General features: G+C 69.1%; 21 protein-coding genes and 1 pseudogene. 13 read left to right on the top strand and 9 right to left on the bottom strand.

The window, feature by feature from the left end; translation table 11 throughout:
- The first annotated feature begins 58 nt into the window (after positions 1-58).
- From AC0J5J_RS09155 to AC0J5J_RS09165, 3 genes and pseudogenes are all read left to right on the top strand, one after another.
- Positions 59-754 (top strand): universal stress protein, encoded by a 696-nt coding sequence (locus AC0J5J_RS09155; protein ID WP_134424550.1) that lies wholly within the window; start codon positions 59-61, stop codon positions 752-754.
- Between the two features lie 170 nt (positions 755-924).
- The gene (locus tag AC0J5J_RS09160) at positions 925-1,806 is read left to right on the top strand and encodes a DUF4097 family beta strand repeat-containing protein (RefSeq protein ID WP_474897652.1); all 882 of its coding nucleotides are present in this window, start codon (positions 925-927) and stop codon (positions 1,804-1,806) included.
- A pseudogene (locus AC0J5J_RS09165) lies at positions 1,803-2,210 on the top strand (PadR family transcriptional regulator); the annotation flags it as partial. The gene AC0J5J_RS09160 and the pseudogene AC0J5J_RS09165, both read left to right, overlap by 4 nt.
- Before the next feature lie 558 nt (positions 2,211-2,768).
- On the opposite strand, the gene AC0J5J_RS09170 reads toward AC0J5J_RS09165, so the two are convergent.
- On the bottom strand, positions 2,769-3,035 hold the full coding sequence (locus tag AC0J5J_RS09170) for a hypothetical protein (protein WP_241972660.1): 267 nt from the start codon (positions 3,033-3,035) through the stop codon (positions 2,769-2,771).
- 43 nt (positions 3,036-3,078) lie between these two features.
- Here AC0J5J_RS09170 and AC0J5J_RS09175 point away from each other — a divergent pair, with 43 nt between their 5' ends.
- From AC0J5J_RS09175 to AC0J5J_RS09195, 5 genes are all read left to right on the top strand, one after another.
- Positions 3,079-3,519 carry a MarR family winged helix-turn-helix transcriptional regulator gene (locus AC0J5J_RS09175; RefSeq protein WP_134423924.1) on the top strand — a complete coding sequence of 147 codons (441 nt, stop codon included), beginning with the start codon at positions 3,079-3,081 and terminating at the stop codon, positions 3,517-3,519.
- Positions 3,520-3,654: 135 nt separating this feature from the next.
- Positions 3,655-5,724 carry an APC family permease gene (locus tag AC0J5J_RS09180; RefSeq protein WP_474900208.1) on the top strand — a complete coding sequence of 690 codons (2,070 nt, stop codon included), beginning with the start codon at positions 3,655-3,657 and terminating at the stop codon, positions 5,722-5,724.
- A 3-nt stretch (positions 5,725-5,727) separates the two neighbouring features.
- The gene (locus AC0J5J_RS09185) at positions 5,728-6,144 is read left to right on the top strand and encodes a fluoride efflux transporter FluC (RefSeq protein ID WP_474897654.1); all 417 of its coding nucleotides are present in this window, start codon (positions 5,728-5,730) and stop codon (positions 6,142-6,144) included.
- Positions 6,141-6,509 carry a fluoride efflux transporter FluC gene (locus tag AC0J5J_RS09190; RefSeq protein ID WP_198414216.1) on the top strand — a complete coding sequence of 123 codons (369 nt, stop codon included), beginning with the start codon at positions 6,141-6,143 and terminating at the stop codon, positions 6,507-6,509. Before AC0J5J_RS09185 ends, AC0J5J_RS09190 begins: the two co-directional genes overlap by 4 nt.
- A gap of 170 nt (positions 6,510-6,679) precedes the next feature.
- Positions 6,680-6,937 carry a DUF3073 domain-containing protein gene (locus AC0J5J_RS09195; RefSeq protein WP_134423922.1) on the top strand — a complete coding sequence of 86 codons (258 nt, stop codon included), beginning with the start codon at positions 6,680-6,682 and terminating at the stop codon, positions 6,935-6,937.
- A gap of 266 nt (positions 6,938-7,203) precedes the next feature.
- Here the strand turns inward: AC0J5J_RS09195 and purM are convergent, their stop codons facing one another.
- From purM to AC0J5J_RS09210, 3 genes are all read right to left on the bottom strand, one after another.
- The gene (purM, locus tag AC0J5J_RS09200; RefSeq protein ID WP_134423921.1) at positions 7,204-8,307 is read right to left on the bottom strand and encodes a phosphoribosylformylglycinamidine cyclo-ligase; all 1,104 of its coding nucleotides are present in this window, start codon (positions 8,305-8,307) and stop codon (positions 7,204-7,206) included.
- Entirely contained in the window at positions 8,304-9,914 is a 1,611-nt protein-coding gene (purF, locus tag AC0J5J_RS09205; protein ID WP_134423920.1) for an amidophosphoribosyltransferase, read from the bottom strand. The genes purM and purF overlap by 4 nt, the downstream gene beginning before the upstream one ends.
- 76 nt (positions 9,915-9,990) lie before the next feature.
- The gene (locus tag AC0J5J_RS09210) at positions 9,991-10,389 is read right to left on the bottom strand and encodes a hypothetical protein (RefSeq protein ID WP_134423919.1); all 399 of its coding nucleotides are present in this window, start codon (positions 10,387-10,389) and stop codon (positions 9,991-9,993) included.
- An 89-nt stretch (positions 10,390-10,478) separates the two neighbouring features.
- On the opposite strand from AC0J5J_RS09210, the gene AC0J5J_RS09215 reads away from it, so the two are divergent.
- Positions 10,479-11,438, top strand: coding sequence for a ribokinase (locus AC0J5J_RS09215; protein WP_474897656.1), 960 nt, complete (start codon positions 10,479-10,481; stop codon positions 11,436-11,438).
- Between the two features lie 162 nt (positions 11,439-11,600).
- On the opposite strand, the gene AC0J5J_RS09220 is transcribed toward AC0J5J_RS09215, so the two are convergent.
- Positions 11,601-11,960, bottom strand: a complete 360-nt coding sequence (locus tag AC0J5J_RS09220) for a sterol carrier family protein (protein ID WP_134423917.1) — start codon at positions 11,958-11,960, stop codon at positions 11,601-11,603.
- A gap of 259 nt (positions 11,961-12,219) precedes the next feature.
- On the opposite strand from AC0J5J_RS09220, the gene purD reads away from it, so the two are divergent.
- From purD to AC0J5J_RS09240, 4 genes are all read left to right on the top strand, one after another.
- Positions 12,220-13,488: a phosphoribosylamine--glycine ligase gene (purD, locus tag AC0J5J_RS09225; RefSeq protein WP_474897657.1), complete on the top strand. Its 1,269-nt coding sequence runs from the start codon at positions 12,220-12,222 to the stop codon at positions 13,486-13,488.
- Positions 13,489-13,807: 319 nt separating this feature from the next.
- A complete protein-coding gene (locus AC0J5J_RS09230) occupies positions 13,808-14,809 on the top strand; it encodes a phosphoribosylaminoimidazolesuccinocarboxamide synthase (RefSeq protein WP_474897659.1) in 1,002 nt (333 codons plus the stop codon).
- Positions 14,810-14,913: 104 nt separating this feature from the next.
- Positions 14,914-15,297 carry a VOC family protein gene (locus AC0J5J_RS09235; RefSeq protein WP_474897661.1) on the top strand — a complete coding sequence of 128 codons (384 nt, stop codon included), beginning with the start codon at positions 14,914-14,916 and terminating at the stop codon, positions 15,295-15,297.
- 111 nt (positions 15,298-15,408) lie between these two features.
- Positions 15,409-16,236: a VOC family protein gene (locus AC0J5J_RS09240; protein WP_134423927.1), complete on the top strand. Its 828-nt coding sequence runs from the start codon at positions 15,409-15,411 to the stop codon at positions 16,234-16,236.
- 112 nt (positions 16,237-16,348) lie between these two features.
- Here the strand turns inward: AC0J5J_RS09240 and AC0J5J_RS09245 are convergent, their stop codons facing one another.
- From AC0J5J_RS09245 to AC0J5J_RS09260, 4 genes are all read right to left on the bottom strand, one after another.
- Positions 16,349-17,524 (bottom strand): glycoside hydrolase family 1 protein, encoded by a 1,176-nt coding sequence (locus AC0J5J_RS09245; RefSeq protein WP_474897663.1) that lies wholly within the window; start codon positions 17,522-17,524, stop codon positions 16,349-16,351.
- A gap of 112 nt (positions 17,525-17,636) precedes the next feature.
- Complete coding sequence (locus AC0J5J_RS09250; RefSeq protein ID WP_474897665.1) at positions 17,637-19,382, bottom strand: ABC transporter ATP-binding protein; 1,746 nt, start codon at positions 19,380-19,382, stop codon at positions 17,637-17,639.
- Positions 19,379-20,323 (bottom strand): ABC transporter permease, encoded by a 945-nt coding sequence (locus AC0J5J_RS09255; protein WP_241972659.1) that lies wholly within the window; start codon positions 20,321-20,323, stop codon positions 19,379-19,381. Before AC0J5J_RS09255 ends, AC0J5J_RS09250 begins: the two co-directional genes overlap by 4 nt.
- Positions 20,320-21,300, bottom strand: coding sequence for an ABC transporter permease (locus AC0J5J_RS09260; protein ID WP_134423911.1), 981 nt, complete (start codon positions 21,298-21,300; stop codon positions 20,320-20,322). Before AC0J5J_RS09260 ends, AC0J5J_RS09255 begins: the two co-directional genes overlap by 4 nt.
- Positions 21,301-21,306 lie beyond the last annotated feature (6 nt).

Consider the following 21,306-nt stretch of genomic DNA (forward strand, 5'->3'; position numbering starts at 1 on the left):
ACACGGATGCCCGCCCGCCACCCTTGCGGGTTCGGCACAGGCCGCCAATGCTGAAGGCATGTGGGCAGAAGGCGTCTGGGTGACACCGCTCCTGGTGGTCATCGGCTGGGTCCTGGTGGGACTCGCGGCAGCGTTCGTGATGATCCGACGCGGCCACGACGCTCTGATCTGGCTGGCACTCGGTCTGGCCGCGGGTCCGTTCGCCATCGCGCTGGCCGGGCTGGCCGTCTTCCTCGAGCGGGAGGAGCTGGCCGAGGCCGCCGTGGTGCCCGGCGAGTCCCTCGAGGGAGACGTGCGCGTTCTGGTCTGCATCGACGGCTCGGAGGCGGCCGACCATGCCGCCGTCACGACCGTGCTGCTCCTCGGGGCCCGACTCCAGACGGTGACCCTGCTCACGGTTCTGGACTTTGACACGGCCCTTGACACCGCCCCGGAGAAGCTCGACCGCATCGCGGCCGGCATCCAGTCCGGTGCCGTGACCCGGCTCGCCGAACTGGCCGTGCACCCCTACAGCACGCGGGCCACGGGCAGCGCCGCGGACCAGATCCTGCGTCGGGCCGGCTCAGGCGCCTACGACCTCCTCGCGCTCGGCGCGCACCGGCAGCGCCGCTCCCGTTTTCTGGGCAGCGTCGCCCGGGAGATCGCCAACAAGTCCTCGATCCCGCTGCTGACCGTACGGGCTGCGCCGGTCGAATCCATCGAAACGGCCGAGCGTGCCGCCGGCCGCGGGCTGAGCCCCGATCCCGAGCCCTGATGCGGGCGGCGCTCGCACGCTGAGCCTCGCCTGAGAATGCGGCCCAGAGTGCCGGTGGACACTTGCCCCCGCGTGACACGCGATATATCGTGAATGTCACCAAGACGCGATATATCGTGAAAATGAGGTGGGCATCCGTAGCCGGAGGCCGCACCACTAAGGAGAATTCCATGGCTTTGGAAAAATGGCTCGTGACCCCCGGGCAGGCCAAGGTGATCGATGTCGAGACCGTGCGCACGCTCAAGGTGGGCATGATCGGCGGAACGATCGACGTGATCGGCCACGACGAACCCGGCACGCGCATCGAGGTGCACAGTGTGACCGGCAAGGACCTCAAGATCTCGATCGACGGCGACACCCTGGAGATCGACCACCCGCAACTTCGCTGGGACAACTTCCTCGACGTGTTCGCCTCGTTCCGCGGCACCGCGAAGGCCGACGTCAGCATCATGGTTCCTCGCGATGTCGCTCTGAAGCTCGGCGTCATCTCGGCTGAGGCCCTCATCTCCGGCCTCACGACCGGCGTGCGCCTCAGCACGGTGTCGGGTGAGATCGTGGTCGACGGCGTCACCGGCGACCTGGAGCTCAATGCCGTGAACGGCGAGATGAGCGTGCGCGACCACGTGGGCGGCATCATCGTGCACACGGTGTCCGGTGATTGCACGGCGAGCGGGGCCATCACCCGGTTCAGTCTCGACGGGGTGAACAGCGAGGTGTTCCTCGACATCGAGGGCACCCCCGACTCCATCAACACCAACACGGTCAGCGGCAACCTCACGGTGCGCCTCGGCGCCGACGTGGCCACCCGCTACCGCCTGAACACCGTCTCGGGCACCCTGCAACTCGACGACCAGACCATCCGCGGCACCTTCGGCAAGGGCTACGAGTCCAGCACCGGCACCCTCGAGGGCCACTGGCTCGAACTGCAGGCCAACTCGGTTTCGGGCGACATCACGGTGGTGCGTCAGCACGTCGAGACCGCGGCCGCAGCCGCCGGCCAGGCCGACGCCGAACCCGGCGACGCCCACGCTCACGGGGAGGTCTGGGAATGACCCCCGTCTTCGCCCACGGCAGTCTCCGCCTCTACCTGCTCAGCCTGCTCGCCGACCAGCCCCGGCACGGCTACGAGCTGATCCAGGCGCTCAGCGACCGCTTCGGCGGCACCTACATCCCGAGTGCCGGCACGATCTACCCCCGACTGGCCAAGCTCGAAGAAGAAGGACTCGTCACGAAGTCGACGGATGGCCGCAAGACCGTCTACGAGATCACCGACGCCGGACGCGCCGAACTCCAGGCCCGCCAGGCAGATCTGCACGACCTCGAGACCGAGGTTGCCGACTCCGTGCGGCGACTGGCCGACGAGGTGCGCACGGGGGTCAGTGCCGCGATGCGCAGTCTGCGCCTCGACCTGGCCTCCGCCAAGCGCCAGGCCGGCGATGCCCGCAGCGCACGCAAGGCGGGCACGTACGCTGCGACCGCGGCCGGCAACGCGGCGCGAACCGCGGCCGGAGCCGCCGCCGGCGCGGCAGCCGGTGCCGCCGCCGGGGCGCGAGCAGGTGCGGCAGCCGCCGCAGCCGCAGCGACCACACCGGGACATCCGACCGGCACGGCGTCCGAAACGGGAACCCGCGACACCGCAGAGCAGACGGTGCCCGACGGCGCACCGACGACCGCGGGCGAGGGGACGGGCGCCCGCGCCGGCACCACCGAGGGCGAGCCGGAATCCACTGCTGCACGGGCACCCGACCCGCGCCTCGAGTCCAACCGAGCGCTGCACGAGGCCGATCTGGTGCTGAACGAATTCCGCCAGCAGCTGCGAGCCGACCTGCGCCAGGCAGCCACGCGCTCCGGCGTGCCGGCCTCCATCGTGCCGGAACTGCGGGCTCGCCTGGTTGAGGTGCGAGCGGGCATCCTCGACTCGGTCGGTCGCTGACAAGTCCCGAGCACACGACCCGAAACGGAGAACCCCCTCGCCGCTCGGCGAGGGGGTTCTCCGTTTGTCTTCGGGAAAGGGTCACACGGTACGAGCCGCGATCTCTTCCGGTGTGGGGTGACGCATCTGGGTGCGCTCGCCCGACCGGTCGATCTCGTGCAGGGACATCAGGGCGCCGCAGATCGGGCACACCGAGCGCGCCCGCGTCTGCTCGACTTCGGCGGGGGTCACCGTGTCGTAGGGCCCGAGGGGTGGCGGGCCGATCCAGGGCAGCAGCCGGCGGTTGAGGCGGGCGATGACGCCGACCAGGCCACGCTCGTCACTCGGTTCTTTTCTCGTGCGTGTCATAATCATTAGTGTACTAACTAATACCCAGAACCGGAGGAAGCCCGTGACGGATGTCCCCGACCTCCTCCGCCTGGAGGATCAGGTCTGCTTCGCCCTCGCCATCGCGTCGCGCAGCGTGATCTCGATCTACCGCCCGGTCCTCGAGCCCTACGGGCTCACCCATCCGCAATACCTCGTGATGCTTGCCCTCTGGGGGCGCGAGCCCTGCCGGGTCAAGGATCTGGCCGAGGAGCTCCGGCTCGAACCGGCCACCCTCTCCCCTCTGCTCAAGAGACTGGAGGCATCCGGACTTATCGCCCGGCACCGCAACGAGCAGGACGAACGCGTGCTCGACGTCTCGCTCACCGACATCGGACGAAGCCTCCGCAACGAGGCCCGCACGATCCCTCCCCGCATCATCGACAAATTGGGAATGAGCCACGACGAGCTCGAGCTCCTGCGCCGTTCCCTGTGGCGGGTCATCGAGGCCTCGCACACCACCTGACGACACGCCCACGACACGCCCACGGAACACCCGACTCCCACGGATTTGACAGTGGAATCCAAGGGAGTAGTGTCGACCCTCGTGATACCAGAGGGAAGCCCCCCAGTACCGGAAACACGTTCACCGAAACGGTGGATCATCGGTGACCCGCTGTCGACCGAAAAGCTCGACGGCCAGTTGCTGCCCAAGCACCTCGCCCTCCCCATCTTCGCGAGCGACCCACTCTCGAGCGTCGCCTACGCACCGCAAGAGCTCCTGATGATCCTGACGCTCGGTGGGCTCGCCTTCCTCAGCTTCGCGCCCTGGGTCGCGGCGTGCGTCGTGCTTCTGCTCGTCGTGGTCGTCGCGTCCTACCGCCAGCTGATCAAGGCCTACCCGTCCGGCGGCGGCGACTACGAGGTCGCCCACAAAAACCTCGGCGAGAAGGCCGGCCTCATCGTCGCGTCCGCCCTCCTCGTCGACTACGTGATGACCGTGGTCGTGTCGGTGGCCAGCGGTGTCGACAACATCATCTCCGCGCTCCCGGCGCTCGCCCCGTTCCGAGTGGAATTCGCGGTCTTCTTCGTGATCATGCTCGCGGCGGTGAACCTGCGCGGCGTGCACGAGTCCAGCAAGGCCTTCGCCATCCCCACCTACCTCTTCATCGGCACCGTGGCGTTGATGGTCGTGGTGGGTCTGACCCGGGTGGCCCTCGGCGACACCCCGATGGCCGAATCGGCCAACTACGAGGTCGAGGCCCAGAACCTGGCCCAGTCAGCCTTCATCCTGTTGCTGCTGCGCTCCTTCGCCAGCGGGTGCAGCGCGCTCACCGGGGTCGAGGCGATCGCCAACGGGGTTCCCGCGTTCAAGCGGCCGAAGGTCAAGAACGCCCAGCGCACCCTGGTGCTCATGGGTGGCATCGCCATCACGCTCTTCATCGGGCTGACGGCCCTCGCCCTGTTCGCCAAGGTGCACTACGCGGAGAACCCCTGCGACCTGATCGGCTGGGAGGAGTGCGCGACCTCCCCGCAACGCAGCCTGATCGCCCAGATCGCGGCCGCCACCTTCGGCAACAACTCGATCATGTTCTTCGTTCTGCAGGCCGCGACCGCGGCCGTGCTGTTGCTGGCCGCCAACACGGCGTTCAACGGGTTCCCGCTGCTCGGCTCGGTGCTCGCCAAGGACTCCTACGCACCGAAATCGCTCAGCACCCGCGGAGACCGCCTGATCTACTCCAACGGCGTGCTGCTGCTGGCCTTCTTCGCGTGCGTCATCCTGGTGATCTACCAGGCCAACCTGACCGTGCTGATCCAGCTCTACATCATCGGCGTCTTCGTCTCCTTCACGCTCGGCCAGACGGGCATGGTGCGGCACTGGCTCAAGCTGCTCAAGACCAACCCGCCGAACCGGGCATCCATCATCGCCAGCCTCTCGATCAACGGTTTCGGCGCGCTGCTCACCGGCGTGGTGCTGATCGTGGTCACGATCACCAAGTTCACCCACGGCGCCTGGCTCGTCTTCGTTCTGATGCCCGTGCTGTTCACCCTGATGCTCGGCGTGAACCGGTATTACCGGGATGTGGCCAAGGAAATCGAAGTGGATGCCCACACCACCTTCGGCTCCCAGGGCGACCACGCCATCGTGCTGGTGGGCAAGATGCAGAAGCCCGTGCTCAAGGCGCTGGACTACGCCATCGCCGCCCGCCACGAGAGCATCGAAGCCGTGCACATCTCGGTCGACTACGACGAGACCAAGGATCTCAAACGCGCCTGGGTGCAGCAGAACATCCAGGTGCCGTTGCGCATCGTGCAGTCGCCGTACCGGGATATCAGCTGGCCGCTGATCTGCTACATCAAGGACCGGCGCGAAGACCACGGCTCCGAGGTCGTCACGGTGTACACCCCGATCTACATCGTGGGCCACTGGTGGGAGGGTCTCCTGCACAACCACAAGGCCCGCCGGTTGCGCCAGAAGCTCATGATGGTGCACGGCGTCACCATCGCTCTGGTGCCGTGGCTGCTTGATTCCTCCGAGCTGATCTACGGCCGGCGGTCCCGGCCCGTGCCCGGCCAGGACCGCCGCGGCGAACCCGTGCGCCCCCGTCCGATCCCCCGCCGACCGCTGGCGCCGGCAACCAAGGACGCGCCGGTCAAGCCTCCGGTCGTCGTCGGCACGGTTCCGGCGACGTCCCGGCCCTCGGCCGCCCGCCGCCGCAAGAGGAAGTAACGGATGCGCCTGGCGCTTCCCGTCTTCCTCGGCGGCCTGGTCGGCACGGGCCTCCGCCTCGGCATCGACCAGGCGCTCCCGCACACCGACACCGCCTTCCCGGTGAGCACGCTGATCGCCAACACACTCGGTGCTCTCGCACTCGGCTGGCTGGTGGCCGGCGTGTGGACCCGACCGGGCCTGCCTGCCTGGGTCAAGGCAGCCCTTGGCACGGGCCTGCTCGGATCGTTCACGACCTACTCCGCCGTGATGGTCTCCCTGGTCGCTCTTGTCGCGGCCGGCGCCTCGGCGCTGGGCTGGGTCTACCTCGCCGCGACGCTCCTGCTCGGTTTCGGCGCCGCGGCCCTCGGCCTGCGGCTGGGCGCGCTGCTTCGGCATCGCACACTGGCGGATATCCCGGATGCCGGGAGCACCCTGTGAGCGCCTGGCTGGTTCTCGGTGTACTCGCCGCCGGCGGCGCAGCGGCGGTCGTGCGCTTCCTCGTCTCCCGCGCCCTTCCCGTGGGCCCCGGGCGGCTGCCGTTCGGCGTGCTGATCGTGAACGTGGCCGGGTCGCTGATCGGTGGCGTGGTTCTCGGGCTGGCGGAGCGCGCCGCGGTCTCCGACGACGTGCGGCTGATCCTGCTGACGGGCGTCTGCGGCGGCCTGACCACCTTCAGCACCTGGAGCGTTGAGACGGTCGAGTTGGCGCTGACCGGGCGCTGGCGGGCGGGCATCCTCAATCTGACCGCTACTCTTTTTCTCGGGTTCCTGGTCTGCGGGGCCGGGTACGTTCTCTCCCGCTGAGGTACAGTGAGATAACGCTGCCTGCGAACGTGCCTGGCTGCCGCTGCTCGTGATCTGCACCCGCGGTCCGTTCGGCCCGTCATGCTAAACTGACGGCTAGTTTTCACCATATTCGGCAACTCCCGGGAGACGTTTCTCTCACCCGGCCTGGCATCGTTAGGGGGTCTCGCATGGGGCGCGGCCGTCAAAAAGCAAAACACACCAAAGTTGCCCGGGAACTGAAGTACTTCAGCCCGGACACCAACTACAACGCGCTCGAACGCGAACTCACCGGGCATCCGGCCAGCGACCCTCGCCTCGACGAAGACCTCGCGAAGTGGCCGGAGTACGAGGCCGGTAAGCCGGGCAAGACCGCGGAAACCGACGATGACGACGACGACCAGTACGTCGACCACTACGCCACCGAAGACGAGCAGAAGCGCGCCTAGGCCCCGAGCCTGACGGCCGCCCCCGTCGGCGTGCCTGCCGTCGCGCCCGCGCGCCGTGCCCGCGCGCCGTGCCCGCGCGCCTCGCCCGCGCGCCTCGCCCGCGGGCCTCGCCCACGCGCCCTCCCTTGCTGAGAGTCGCCGATTGTGCCGAGAGTCGCCGCACCGACGGCGACTCTCGGCACGAACGGCGACGCTCGACCGCCATCCCCGAGCCGTGCAGGGCGGGGCGGGGCGGGGCGGGCGAGCCGGGCCGACCGCCGAACGGGCTACGCCGCGTAGCCGCCGACCAGGCGCACGGCGCCGCCGTTCACGCCCTTGGCACCCTGCTCGAAGCCCGTGAAATCGTGCGGGGCCGTCGACACGCGGCCGGCCACCCACGCGGGGACGCCGTCGGCGGCAAGGCGCGCGATCACGGATGACGCCGACTCGGCCGCGACGACGGCGAACATGCCGACGCCCAGGTTCCAGGTGCCCTCCGAGCTCTCGAGCGAAGATCCGGCCAGTTCGCTGAGAACCCGGAAGACCGGGGACGGCGACCAGGTGGACCGGTCGACCTCCACCCAGGCGCCGAGCGGGAGCACGCGGGCGAGGTTCGCCGCGATGCCGCCGCCGGTGACGTGGCTGAGCGAGTGCACGACGCCGGCGAGCTCCGGGTCGGCGAGCACGCTGAGCAGCGGCCCGGTGTACAGCCGGGTCGGCTCGAGCAGCACCTCGCCGACCACGCCGCCGAGTTCGGCGGAGGTGTCGGTGTAGCCGATGCCGCGCGTGGCGAGGATGTGCCGCACGAGCGAGTAGCCGTTAGAGTGCAGGCCGGACGACGCCATCGCCACGACGACGTCGCCGTGGCGCACCTTCTCCGCGCCGAGGACCTGGTCGGCTTCCACCACGCCGGTGGCGGCGCCGGCCACGTCGTAGTCGTCCACGCCGAGCAGGCCGGGGTGCTCGGCGGTCTCTCCGCCGACGAGGGCGGTGCCGGTGGCTGCGCAGGCGCGGGCGATACCTGCGACGATGTCCGCGATGCGCTCGGGAACGACCTTGCCGCACGCGATGTAGTCCGTCATGAAGAGCGGGCGGGCCCCGACCACGATGATGTCGTCGACGACCATGCCCACGAGGTCCTGGCCGATCGTGTCGTGCTTGTCGATGGCCTGGGCGATCGCGACCTTGGTGCCCACGCCATCCGTTGACGTGGCCAGCAGCGGGCGCTTGAAGCTGGTGAGAAAGGAGACGTCGTAGAGCCCGGCGAAGCCGCCGAACCCGCCGAGGACCTCGGGGCCGTGCGTGTTCGACACGGCCTCCTTCATCAGGGAGACGGCGAGATCGCCGGCCGTGGTGTCGACTCCGGCTGCCGCATAGGACGCGTTGCTCATTCTTGTCTTCCTGGATCGCCGATCGGGGGTTTCCCCTGTTTGGTCAGGGCTTCTTCGCGCGCCGTCTCTGGGCGCAGGGAGGTCGCGGGGTCGAGCAGAGGCTCGAACTCTGCGTCGGGGCCCGGGTCGCATCCGTTGGAGGCGGCGGCCGGGCGCTCGAGCAGGTTCTTGCCCAGGTGCGCGGAGTCGGGCAGCGGGATCGGGTAGACCCCGGTGAAGCAGGCCGTGCACAGGCGTTCGGGCGGCTGCTCGGTGGCGGCGATCATGCCTTCCGGCGAGAGGTAGCCGAGCGAGTCCGCGCCGATGGCCTGGCGTACCTCGTCGACGCCGAGGCCGGTCGCGATGAGTTCGGCACGGGAGGCGAAGTCGATGCCGTAGAAACACGGCCAGGTGATCGGCGGGCTCGAGATGCGCACATGCACCTCGGCGGCGCCGGCCTCCCTCAGCATGCTGACCAGGGCGCGCTGCGTGTTGCCGCGCACGATCGAGTCGTCGACGACGATCAACCGCTTGCCCTTGATCACGGCCTTGAGCGGGTTGAGCTTGAGCTTGATCCCGCGTTGCCGGATGGTCTCCGACGGCTGGATGAACGTGCGTCCCACGTAGGAGTTCTTCACCAGGCCCTGGCCGAACGGAATGCCGGATGCCTGCGCGTAGCCGATCGCCGCCGGGGTGCCGGACTCGGGGGTAGGAATGACGAGGTCGGCCTCGACGGGGTACTCCTGGGCGAGGCGGCGGCCCATCTCGACCCGCGCCTCGTGCACGCCGCGGCCGGCGATGGTGGTGTCGGGCCGGGCCAGGTAGACGTATTCGAACACGCAGCCGGCGGGCTTCGCCTCGGCGAAGCGCTGCGTGCGCAGGCCGTCCTCGTCGATCGTGATCAGCTCCCCCGGCTCGACCTCGCGCACGAAGCTCGCCCCCACGATGTCGAGGGCGGCGGTTTCGGAGGCGACGACCCAGCCGCGCTCGAGACGGCCGAGCACCAGTGGGCGCACCCCCTGCGGGTCGCGGGCGGCGTACAGGGTGGTCTCGTCCATGAAGACGAGGCAGAAGGCGCCGCGCAGGCGCGGCAGCACCTCGAGTGCGGTGACCTCGAGGGTGTGGTCGACGTCGCCGGTGAACAGGGCCGTGATCACGGCGGTGTCGGTGGTGTTGCCGCGGGCGAGCTCACCCTCCACCTTCGGGTAACGCTCGTGCACGAGCTGCAGCAGCTCGGCCGTGTTGGTGAGGTTGCCGTTGTGGCCGAGGGCGACCGTGCCACCCGAGGTGCGACCCAGGGTGGGCTGGGCGTTCTGCCAGCTCGAGGACCCGGTGGTCGAGTAGCGCGTGTGCCCGACGGCGATGTGGCCGATCAGGGTGCTCAGCGCGGCCTCGTTGAAGACCTGGGAGACCAGGCCCATGTCCTTGTAGATCAGGATCTTCGAACCGTCACTGGTGGCGATCCCGGCCGATTCCTGGCCGCGGTGCTGCAGGGCGTAGAGGCCGAAGTAGCTGAGCTTGGCCACCTCCTCGCCGGGAGCCCAGACGCCGAAGACGCCGCAGGCATCCTGCGGCCCCTTCTCTCCGGGAAGTAGATCGTGACCTAATAGTCCGTCGCCGCCAGCCAAATCGGTGCCTCTTCTACTATCAGTGCTCGGGGGAATGTGTGCTGAGAGTTGTGGGGTGACCGGGAGTGCCGGTGGGCTAGTTCTGGTCGGAATCCGTGGGGGTGGCCGCGGCATCCGGAGCCTCGGGATCACTCGACTCGAGCGGTGCCATTCTATCGACGATGACCGTCGTTCCGCGGCGAGAGATCAACCGGTCGATGATGATCGCCACGACGCCGCCCAGTGTGACGCCCAGGGCGACGAAAGCGAGCAACAGGAATCCGAAGACCTGGGTGGCCCCGAACTCGGCGTTCTCCGGGAACACGACCGTGAGAATCAGGGCAGTGATGGCACCGGTCAGGGCGCCGAGAATCATGAAGTTGAAGTAGCGGGGCGATCGTCGCACGGTGACGGTGGACTTGTCCACAACCGACTCGCCGGCGCTCTCTCCGGGGCCGGACGCTGCTGACTGCTCGGGCTGCTGGTCTGAAGTCACTCCCCTATTCTCGCACGCGAGAGCGGTCCTGCGGCAGGTGCCGGCCCGGCCGAGCGGATGCCGGACTGAGCGGATGACAGACTGTGCGGATGAACAGGATTGCGGTACTCGGCGGCGCGAACATGGACCACGTGGTGCGGCAGCCGGGGCTGCCCCGCCCGGGTGAGACGATGGTCGGCTCCGGGTTCAGCGTCGGCCCGGGCGGCACAGGCCTGAACCAGGCCGTCGCCGCGGCCCGGATGGGTGCCGCGGTGGACTTCCTCGGCATGGTCGGCGCGGACCCGCACGGGGAACAGCTGCGCGGGGTGCTGGTGACGGAGGGCATCCATGGCGCCGGTCTCGAGTGGTCCCCGACGCCGACCGGCACCACGCACACCGCGGTCGTCGACTCGGGCGAGAAGGCGATCGTCGTGGTGCCGGGGGCCAATGCCGACCTGGCCGAGCTCACGGAGGTGCAGCGTTCGATGATCACCGCGGCGGCGTTCCTGGTGCTGCAGTGCGAGCTGCCCGTGGCGGCACTGACGGAAGGACTGGCCATCGCCCGGGACGCCGGAGTCTTCACGGTGCTCACACCGGCATCCGCGATGGCGCTGCCCGCCGGATTCCTCGACCTGGTCGACCTGATCGTGCCCGGCCGGCCCGTGGCCGCCGAGCTCAGCGGTGAGAACGACCCGGTGCGCGCGGCCGAGGTGCTGAGCCGCGGCAGCCGGTGGGCGATCGTCACTCTGGGTGAGGAGGGAGCCGTCGTCGCGTTCGACGGCTCCGCACTCGGCCTCGCGCCGGCCCGCCCGGTGGGCATGGTCGACACAACCGCAGCCGGCGACACGTTCGTGGGGGCGTTGGTGGCGCGACTGGCGACCGGGGCTCGTCGCGAGCGGACGGCAGAAGAGCCTGCCGGGCCTGCCGCTGCCGGGCCTGCCGGCGTCACCGAAGCGGAGATGATCGACGCGGTGCGCTGGGCGACGGTCGCGGCATCCGTCTCGGTCACCCGCCCGGGTGCCATCACCTCGATGCCCACCCTCGCCGAGGTCACCGCGATCCTGATCTGACGGCCGGCCCTCGTCCCGCCGAGTTCGACACTTTCGGTCGACTTCGCGTGGCACACAGGTCGAACTCGACCGGAACCGACGAACCCCAGCCGGAGGGAGGGTCGCCGAGCCACGCGGCCGCCGCCCGCGCGGCAAAACGCCGCTGAGCCGGGAGAGGCCGGTTCAGAGCAGCGGCAGGTGGCCGACGAGGTCGGCGCGCTGACCGGAGGCGGCGATGCGACCGGATGCGATGCCGTCGGCCCAGGAGAGGGTTCCGGTGGCGAGGGCGAGCCAGGTGGGCGCATCCGTCTCGACGACGTTCGGCGGTGTGCCGCGGGTGTGGCGCGGGCCGGCGATGCACTGCACGGCCCCGAACGGCGGCACGCGCACCTCGAGCGTGTTGCCGGTGGCCTTCTCGGCGAGCAGCTGCAGCGTGTACCGGACCGCCAGGGCACGGATGTCCCGGCTCACCTCCCCCTGCTGTGCCGCGTGCTCGTGTACCGCCGCGCGTCCCACGCCGTCGTCGATCCTCGCTCGTGCCATGTGTCCAGTCTGCCTCCTGTGCGTCGGCCGCGGCTGCCGCCGGACGCGCCTCCCGCCGGACGTGCCTCCCGCGCCGCCTGCTCTCGGTCGGCTGTCGGCCTCACCCGTGCGTCGCAGTGCCCGTTGCAGTCGAGAGTGCCCATTGCGGTCGAGAGTGCCCATTGCGCGGGTCACTCTCGACCGGAACGGGCTCTCTCACACCGTTGCCGCCTCAGCGCTGGCCCGCGCGGGTCGGGGCGGCATCCGCTAACCTGACGGGGTGAGAATTCTGGTCCTCGGTTCCGGTGCCCGCGAGCACGCCATCATCACCGCGCTGCTCCGAGAGGAGCCGCGCCACGACATCGTGGCGGCGCCCGGTAACGCCGGCATCGCCCGGGACGTACCGGTGGTGCCGCTCGACCCGGCGGACCCCGAGCAGGTCACGAACTATGCCAACCTCAACGGCATCGAGCTCGTCGTGGTGGGTCCGGAGGCGCCGTTGGTTGCCGGAGTCGCCGACGCCCTGCGCACGCGGGGCATCCCGGTCTTCGGCCCGGGTCAGGCCGCGGCCGCCCTTGAAGGCAGCAAAACCTTCGCCAAACGCATCATGGATGCTGCCCATGTGCCCACCGGACGCGCCGAGCGTGCCGGCTCGCTCGCCGAAGCCACGGCCGCGCTCGACGATTTCGGAGCCCCGTACGTGGTCAAGGCGGACGGTCTCGCCGCCGGCAAAGGCGTGCTCGTCACCCCCGACCGCGACGCCGCACTCGCCCACGCCACGCACTGGTTGCAGCACGGCAGCGTGCTGATCGAGGAGTTCCTCGACGGCCAGGAAGTCTCCCTCTTCCTCCTCAGCGACGGCCACAGTGTGCTGCCCCTCTCCCCTGCCCAGGACTACAAGCGCCTCGGCGACGGCGACCTCGGCCCGAACACCGGTGGCATGGGTGCCTACTCGCCGCTGCCCTGGCTCGATGCCGAGTTCGGCAGTGAGCAGGCCTTCGTCGACGAGGTCATCGAAACGATCGCGCTGCCCACGGTGCGCCGGCTCGCCGACGAGGACACCCCCTTCATCGGGCTGCTCTATTGCGGGCTCATTCTCACGGCCGACGGCATCCGGGTGATCGAATTCAATGCGCGGTTCGGCGACCCGGAAACCCAGGTCGTGCTGCCGCGGCTGGTCACGCCGCTGTCGGGTCTGCTGCTGGCGGCGTCCACCGGCGGCCTCGGCGGCCTGGCCCGCCCGGTCTTCTCCCCCGAGGCCTGCGTCACGGTCGTGCTCGCGAGCGAGAACTATCCGGATGCGCCGGTCACCGGGCGTGCGCTGGCCGGCCTCGACGCGGCATCCGCCGTGCCCGGCGTCAGCATCGCCCACGCGGCGACCGCCGTGATCGACGACGTGCTCGTCTCCACCGGCGGACGTGTGCTCAGCGTCGTGGCGGTCGGCGACGGCTTCACGGATGCCCGCGCCCGCGCCTACGAGGCGCTCACCCTCATCTCGCTCGAGGGCTCGCAGTACCGCACCGACATCGCCGCCCGCGTCGCCGACTGAGCCACCCGGCTGCCGGAGCCGCCCGGCCGACTGAGCCGCCCGGCCGACTGAGCCACCCGGCCTGCGGCGTGCATAACTCCTGCAATTTCTCGCACGGGCTCGGCAGGACCCCCGGAATCACGCGGCGGGTCGACGTCCGGCCCGGAAATTGCAGGAGTTATGCACCAGTCGGCGCACAGTCGGCCCCGGTGTCAGCCACTTCTCTGTGGCCAACGCTGGAGAATCGCGGCACGGGCTGGATCCGCCAGAAAACACCAGCCTGGGGATGCCCGCACCGCGATTCTCCTGAGTAAGCCCCTTCGCCTGCAAGAATGTAGCCGTGACCGCACTCGACCAGCCCGCCGCATCCGCCCCGCTCGACCTGCCGGGGTGGCGCCACGCCTACTCGGGCAAGGTGCGCGACCTCTACGTCCCGACGTCGCCCACCTCGCTGCCGTCGGGCCCCGACGACACCGCGGGCACGGATGCCGCGGCCGACCTCGCAACCGCCGCGCGCGTGCTCGTGGTCGCCAGCGACCGCGTCAGCGCGTTCGACCACGTGCTGGAGCCCGGCATCCCCGGCAAGGGTGAACTGCTCACCACGCTCAGCCTGTGGTGGTTCGACCAGCTCGCGGGCGTGCCTAACCATCTCGTGCCCGACCACACCGTCAACGGGTCCGTGACCAGCCTGATCCCGGACGCCGTCGCCGGGCGGGCCATGCTCTGCAAAACCCTCGACATGTTCCCGATCGAGTGCGTCGTGCGCGGGTACCTGACCGGTTCGGGTTGGAAGGAATATCAGTCCGACCAGACGGTCTGCGGCATCCCGCTGCCGGCCGGCCTGCAGAACGGGGACCGTCTGCCGGAGCCCATTTACACGCCCGCCTGGAAGGCCCCGATGGGCGAACACGACGAGAATATTTCGTTCGAGCGCACGGTGGAGCTGGTCGGGGCATCCGTCGCCGACGATCTGCGCCGCCTGTCGCTGGAGATCTTCGGACGCGCCTCGGTGATCGCCGAAAGGGCCGGGGTGATCCTGGCGGACACGAAATTCGAGTTCGGCGCCGACCGTGTCACGGGTGCCATCACGCTCGCCGACGAGGTGCTCACGAGCGACTCGAGCCGATACTGGGACGCCTCCCGCTGGCAGTCCGGCACCACCCCGGAGCAGCGGATGGCCAGCTTCGACAAGCAGATCGTGCGCGACTGGCTCGCGGCCCACTGGGATATGACCGGCACGCCGCCGGCGCTCCCGGCGGACATCATCGAGCAGACCGCGGCCCGCTACCGGGAACTGTTGGAGCGGCTGACGAGCGCGGCGTCCGGGGCCGGCTCCGCGTAGGCGTTTCCGGGGCCGGCTCGGCGCAGGCGTCCGGGCCGCCGGTCGCACCGTCGTGGGGCGTCACGGTCCGGCGGCCACAAGCCGCACAATGATACGCTCCGGCCATGCGAATCAAGATGTGCAGTGTCCACGTGAACGATCCCGCGGCCGCGTTCGACTTCTACACGTCCGTGCTCGGATTCGAGAAGCTGCTGGCCATGCCGGAGCACCAGCTGTACATCGTCAAGTCCCCGCAGGACCCCGACGGGGTCGGCCTGCTCCTCGAGCCGACCGACAACAAGGTGTCCCAGAAGTACGCGCAGGGCATCCGCAGCCTCGGGCTGCCGGCCATCGTGTTCGGCACCCCGGACGTGCACGCCGAATATGAGCGGCTCCGCACCCTGGGCGTCCAGTTCGCCGGCCCCCCCAGCACGGATGCCGATGGCACCTCGGTGCTCTTCGACGACACCTGCGGCAACCTGATCCAGCTCCACGAAGACGAGCAGTAGCGGCGCCCGGCCGGCGTAGCGCGCTCGCTCCGCCGGAATACCGAGGGCGCGTCCTCCGTTGAGGCCAGTGTGAATCGATCTGCGAACGACCTGCTGCCCGCGTCCACCGGCATGGGCGCGGTGACCCTGCGCGTGGGTGACCTCGACGCCATGATCACGTACTACCGCGACGCGGTGACCCTCGAGCTGCAGAGCCACGACGGGCCGGTCGCCGTGCTCGGCCGCGGGACCGTGCCGATCGTGATCCTGCAGCACGCCCCGGAGCTGGCCGCCGCCGAGCCCCGCTCGAGCGGACTGTTCCACACCGCCATCCTCTTCGACACGCAGGCGCAGCTCGCCGCGGCCGTGTACTCGGTGGGCACGAGGCATCCGGGATCGTTCACCGGCAGCGCCGATCACCTCGTCAGCCAGGCCTTCTACTTCACCGACCCGGAGGGAAACGGCATCGAGCTCTACTGGGACCGCGACCGCACCGAGTGGAGTTGGAGCCACGGCCAGGTCGAAATGGACACCCTCTACCTCGACCCGAACACCTTCATCGGCGAGCATCTGACCCGTGACGGCCAGGCGCATCCGTCGGTCGGCAACGCGATCGTCGGGCACGTGCACCTGTCCGTCGGCGATGTGGGCACCGCCCGGGAGTTCTACGTGGACCGGCTCGGTTTCGAGGCCACCGCGAACCTCGGCGGCCAGGCCCTGTTCGTCTCTGCCGGCGGCTACCACCACCACATGGCCATGAACACCTGGAACAGCGCCGGCGCCGGCAAGCGCCGCCTCGCGCTCGGGCTCGGCGAGGTCGACATCATCCTTCCGGGTGCCGACGACATCGGTGCTCTGAACGAACGGATGTCCCACTTCGGCGTGCAGACCCGTCACGACGGGCAGACCCTCGGCTTCGACGACCCGTGGGGCAACCAGATCGTGGTGCGCACGAAGTAGGACCACGGCGCGGAGGTCCCCCAGCCCCGCCGAGTGTCGCCGCTTGTGCCGAGGTGACCCGCCAGGACGGCGACTCTCGGCAGAAACGGCGACACTCGGCATCCGTATGGTGCTAGGCGAGCCCGTTCCGCTGGGCGACCTCGCCCAGCCAGGCCAGGCTCGGCTTCGGCGTGCGCACGAACGTCTCCCGGTCGACGGCGACCAGGCCGAATGTGGGCCGGAACCCGCTCGCCCACTCGTAGTTGTCCAGGGCGCTCCAGTGCAGGTAGCCGAGCACCTCGACGCCGTCCTCCATGGCGGCGTGCAGGCCGCGGAGGGCGCCATCCGTGTAGTCGATCCGACGGGTGTCGTCGGCGGTGGCGATGCCGTTCTCGGTCACCATGACGGGCACGTGCCCGCTGAGCTCCCAGGCGGCGCGCACGCCGAGTTCCAGCGCCGGCGGGAAGAACTCCCAGCCGGTCAGCGTGGTCTCCACGTCATCCCGGACCGGGAGGGGGCCGTCCGGTCCGATGAACGTGCGCGTGTACGCCTGCACGCCGATGAAGTCGTCGCCGCGGGCATTCTCGAGGTACCAGTCGTCGCTCGGATAGGCGTACTCGCGCAGCTTCTCGTCGGCCCCGGGCTCGCCCGTGGAATGGAACGCCTGGGTGGCGACGGTCCAGCCGGACTTCAGCCCGGGCACCGAGGCAAGCACCTCGCGGGAGGCCTTGTGCGACGCGAGAAGCGCGTCGGCCACCTGCAGGTCGGGTCGCGGCAGGCCGAACGCCACCAGGTTGGCGGCGCTCTCCCCGCCGGCGAGCATGGAAGCGATGTTGGGCTCGTTGATGGTGCAGACGTAGTCGACGCCGTCGGACACGATCGGAAGGGCCAGCTCGGTGAACCGGGCGAACAGCTCGGGGGCGTCGGGATTGCGCCAGAAGCCCTTCTCGAACATCCACTGCGGCACGGTGAAGTGCATCAGCGTGACGACCGGGTTGAGCCCGCACTCGAGGGCGGTGTCGACCATCCGTCGGTAGTGGTCGATCTCGGCACGGGAGACGAAGCCGGGCGCGGGTTCGATCCGGCTCCACTCGATGCTGAACCGGTAGGAGTTCAGGCCGGCGTCGGCAAGCAGTTTCATATCCTCACCGAAGCGGTGATAGCTGTCCATGGCGTCACCGCTGGGTTCGACGATCTGCGTACCGACGGCATGCTCCTTCACCCACCAGTCGTTGTTGACATTGTTGCCCTCGATCTGGTGGGCGGCCGTGGCGGCACCCCAGAGGAAGCCCTTGGGAAAATTGAGCACGATAACTCCTTGCACTGAAAAGAACGGAAAACTGAGATTTCGAAGAAAGCGGACGGCCGTGGAGCCGCAACGAGGCGTCAGCCGGCGGCCAGGCCGGCCACGTCGGCGACGCTCACGAGTCGACCAGCCCGCCCACGGTCGGATGCGGGATGGCTTCGAGAAGCCGGATCGTGTATTCGTCCTGCGGGTTCTGCAGCACGTCGGCCGTGGCGCCCTCCTCGACGACGGCGCCGCTGTTGAGCACCATGATCTGGTCGGTCACCAGGCGGGCGCTGAGCAGATCGTGGGTGATGTAGAGCATGCTCACACCCCAGGTCTCCCGCAGGCTGTCGAGCAGGGCGAGGACCCCGGCCCGCAGCGAGACGTCGAGCATCGAGACCGGCTCGTCCGCGATGATCACCTGCGGGTCGCTGGCCAGGGCCCGGGCGATCACCACTCGCTGGCGCTGTCCGCCGGAGAGCTGGTGCGGCAGCCGGGCGGCGAACTGCTCCACCGGCGTCAGCCCCACGGTCTCGAGCAGCTCGAGCATGCGGTGCCGGGCGGCGCGTCCGCGCAGCTTCGAGAAGTTCAGAATCGGCCGGGTCAGGATGTACTCGACCGTGTGCAGCGGGTTGAGCGCCGCGTACGGGTCCTGGAACACCATCTGCACCTCGGTGTGCAGCCGCTTCAACTGCCGCCGCTTGATCGTGTCGATCTGCAGGTCGCCGAAGGTGATGCTGCCGCTGGTCGGACGTTCCACGCCCGTGATCAGCTTGGCGATCGTGCTCTTTCCGCTGCCGCTCGCCCCCACCAGCGCCATCGACGCCCCGGGTTCGAGGGTGAACGACACGTTGTTGACCGCGCAGACGGGCTGCTCCCCGCGGCTGGGCCGCTGGTAGATCTTCGAGACGTTGGTGACCACGATCGCTTCGCGGGCGGCGCGACCCTCGCGCTTGCGCACGGCCGGCGGGTGGGTTTCGACAGGGGTTTCGACAGGGGTTTCGACAGGCTCAACCACCGCGGGGGTTTCGACAGGCTCGACCACCGCGGCTCGCCGGCCGCCGCGGGCAGCCAGCCCGGGCACCTCGACGACGGCAGCACGCGGGTCGCCGTAGTGACTGAGCAGCATGCGGGTGTACGGATGCTGCGGCGCGGCCAGGATCTCCGCGGCGAGGGCGTCTTCCACGATCAGTCCGTCGTGCATGACCATGACCCGCTCGGTGACCTCGAGCACCATGCCGAGGTCGTGGCTGATCAGCACAGCCGTGAACTTCTCCGACCTCTGCAGTTCCCGGATGGTGTCCATCACTGCGTGCTGCACGAGCACGTCGAGGGCCGTGGTCGGCTCGTCGAAGACCATCAGGCGCGGTTCCAGGGAGAGGGCCAGCGCGATCGAGACGCGCTGGCGCATCCCGCCGCTGAGCTCGCCGGAGAACCGGTCGAGCACGCTCGCGGGCAGTTCCACCTTGCCGACCAGTTCGACCGCGCGGGCCTCCCGATCTCGCTTGGAGACGTGCCCGTGCGCGGCGAAGATATCGAAGAAGTGATCGCGGATGCTGCGCACCGGGTTGAGCGCGTTCATCCCCGACTGCAGCACCATGGCGAAGCCGCCGTGCCGCTGCACGCGCAACTGGCTGGGCGTCATGCCGGCGATGTCGACGCCGTCGAAGAAGATGCTGCCGGCACTGACCCGGGCCGGAGGCTTGGAGAGCCCGGTCAGGGCGAAGCCCAGGGTCGACTTGCCAGACCCGGACTCGCCCACCAGACCGACGAAGTCACCCTGCTCGAGGTCGAAGGAGACGTTCCGCACGGCGGGGACCGGGAGCGCTCCCTTGGGCTCGTAGACCACGGACATGCCCTGCACGCTGACGAGACTCATCGTTTTGCTCCTTCTCGGAGGCGCGGATTGCTCAGCCCGTCGACGCCGAAGTTGATCAGGCTCATGGAGGTGGCCAGCAGAGAGATGCAGAGGCCGGGGGCGAAGAGCAGCACCCACTGGCCGGTCAGGAGGGCGTTGCTGTTCTGCGCCCAGAAGAGCATGGTGCCCCAGCTGACCGTGGTCGAGTCACCCAGGCCGAGGAACTCGAGTCCGGCCTCCGCGAGGATCGCAGCGGTCGAGGCACCGAAGAAGCTGCCGACGATCAGTGAGGTCATATTGGGCAGGATCTCCCGGAACACGATCCGGGACGGGCTCTCGCCGCTGAAGATCGCGGCCGTGACGAAGTCGCGCGAGCGCAGGGACTGGGTCTGCGAGCGCAGCACCCGGGCTCCCCAGGCCCAGCCGGTGATCACCACGACCAGCACGATCATGCCGATGCCGCCGTTTTGGAGGTAGGCGGCGATCACGATCATCAGGGGCAGGGCGGGGATCACGAGGAACAGGTTGACGATGAAGTTGATCACTTCACCGGCCGGGCCTCGCAGGTAGCCCCAGCTCAGGCCGATCAACACCGCGATGATGGTGGACAGCAGGCCGGCGACGAAGCCGACGAACACCGAGACGCGGGCGCCGTAGATGATCTGCGAGAGCACGTCCTGCCCGGCCGCGGTGGTGCCGAGCCAGTGCGCCGGGCTCATGTCCTCGCTGCGCCCGAAGGTGTTGTCGGTCGCGGCGTAGGGCGCCAGCAGCGGGGCGAAGACGGCGAGGATCACGAAGAAGCCGAGCAGGGCCAGCCCGATCCGCGCCTTGGGCACGCTCCAGATGGTGGCGAAGGCCCGCCAGACCACCAGCAGCGGGTTGGCCCCGCCACCGTCGTGGGTGCCCGGTGACATCGTCTTCACGACCGAGGTGGGCGGAACAATCGTTCTCGTGGGGGTCATCGTCTCGTCCTCGGGTCGAGAATGCCGTACAGGATGTCGACAATGAAGTTGGCCAGCAGCACACTGATCGTGATGATCAGAAACAGGGCCTGCATGAGGGGGAAGTCCTGGTTGACCACTGCCGTGTAGAGCAGGTAGCCGACCCCCGGGTAGCTGAATACCCGCTCGACGAGCAGTGACCCGCCGACGACCCCGCCGAGCGCGAGCCCGAATGAGGTGAGGTTCGGCAGGATGGCGTTGCGGGCGGCGTAACGGATGGCGACGGTGCGCGGGTGCAGGCCGTTCGCCTCGGCGAATGTGACGTAGTCATCGCCGAGCGTGTTGATCATGGTGCTGCGCATGCCCAGGATCCAGCCGCCGAGAGAGGTGATCAGGATCGTGGTGGCCGGCAGGATCGAGTGGTAGAGCGCATCGAGCAGGAAGGGGACCGAGAGCTCAGGCGTCGCCGAGCTGCTGTAGGCGCCGGAGGTGGGGAACCAGCCGGCTACGTAGCCGAGGAAGAAGAGCAGCAGAAGGGCGGTCCAGAAATAGGGGAACGCGCTGGCGAAGGTGCCGCCGACGGTGGGCAGGGTGTCGAGCCAGCTGCCGCGCTTCCACGCGGCGAGCACTCCCAGCAGGGTGCCGAAGATGAAGGCGACGATGGTGACGAAGCCGACCAGTACGAGCGTCCACGGCAATGCGGTGCCGACGAGGCTGGCCACGCTCTGCGGGAAGAAGGTGTACGAGACGCCGAAGTCGAAGTGCACGACGTTGTTCAGGTACTCGACGTACTGGTTCCAGGCGCTGCCGGTGGGCACACCCAGCTGGGCTTCGATCGCGGCGCGGGTCGACGGGCTGACCGGGCCGTTCTGGGCGAGTTTGGCGATGGCGGCATCCGCTGGGGAGCCGGGCATGAGCCGCGGGAGGAGAAAGTTCAGCGTGACGGCCGCCCACAGGGTCAGCAGCAGCAGGCCGATCTTACTCAGCGTGTAGCGCACGGGTCG

This window comes from Cryobacterium sp. TS_SC_7, assembly GCF_056156285.1.

What these genes read in the sequence shown, in the direction of transcription:
- AC0J5J_RS09235 (WP_474897661.1), top strand. Translation starts at nt 14,914, where the DNA reads ATGCGAATCAAGATGTGCAGTGTCCACGTGAACGATCCCGCGGCCGCG.
- AC0J5J_RS09170 (WP_241972660.1), bottom strand. Translation starts at nt 3,035, where the DNA reads ATGACACGCACGAGAAAAGAACCGAGTGACGAGCGTGGCCTGGTCGGC.
- purM (WP_134423921.1), bottom strand. Translation starts at nt 8,307, where the DNA reads ATGAGCAACGCGTCCTATGCGGCAGCCGGAGTCGACACCACGGCCGGC.
- AC0J5J_RS09220 (WP_134423917.1), bottom strand. Translation starts at nt 11,960, where the DNA reads ATGGCACGAGCGAGGATCGACGACGGCGTGGGACGCGCGGCGGTACAC.
- AC0J5J_RS09215 (WP_474897656.1), top strand. Translation starts at nt 10,479, where the DNA reads ATGAACAGGATTGCGGTACTCGGCGGCGCGAACATGGACCACGTGGTG.
- AC0J5J_RS09240 (WP_134423927.1), top strand. Translation starts at nt 15,409, where the DNA reads ATGGGCGCGGTGACCCTGCGCGTGGGTGACCTCGACGCCATGATCACG.
- AC0J5J_RS09160 (WP_474897652.1), top strand. Translation starts at nt 925, where the DNA reads ATGGCTTTGGAAAAATGGCTCGTGACCCCCGGGCAGGCCAAGGTGATC.
- AC0J5J_RS09195 (WP_134423922.1), top strand. Translation starts at nt 6,680, where the DNA reads ATGGGGCGCGGCCGTCAAAAAGCAAAACACACCAAAGTTGCCCGGGAA.
- AC0J5J_RS09250 (WP_474897665.1), bottom strand. Translation starts at nt 19,382, where the DNA reads ATGAGTCTCGTCAGCGTGCAGGGCATGTCCGTGGTCTACGAGCCCAAG.
- AC0J5J_RS09155 (WP_134424550.1), top strand. Translation starts at nt 59, where the DNA reads ATGTGGGCAGAAGGCGTCTGGGTGACACCGCTCCTGGTGGTCATCGGC.
- AC0J5J_RS09185 (WP_474897654.1), top strand. Translation starts at nt 5,728, where the DNA reads ATGCGCCTGGCGCTTCCCGTCTTCCTCGGCGGCCTGGTCGGCACGGGC.
- AC0J5J_RS09255 (WP_241972659.1), bottom strand. Translation starts at nt 20,323, where the DNA reads ATGACCCCCACGAGAACGATTGTTCCGCCCACCTCGGTCGTGAAGACG.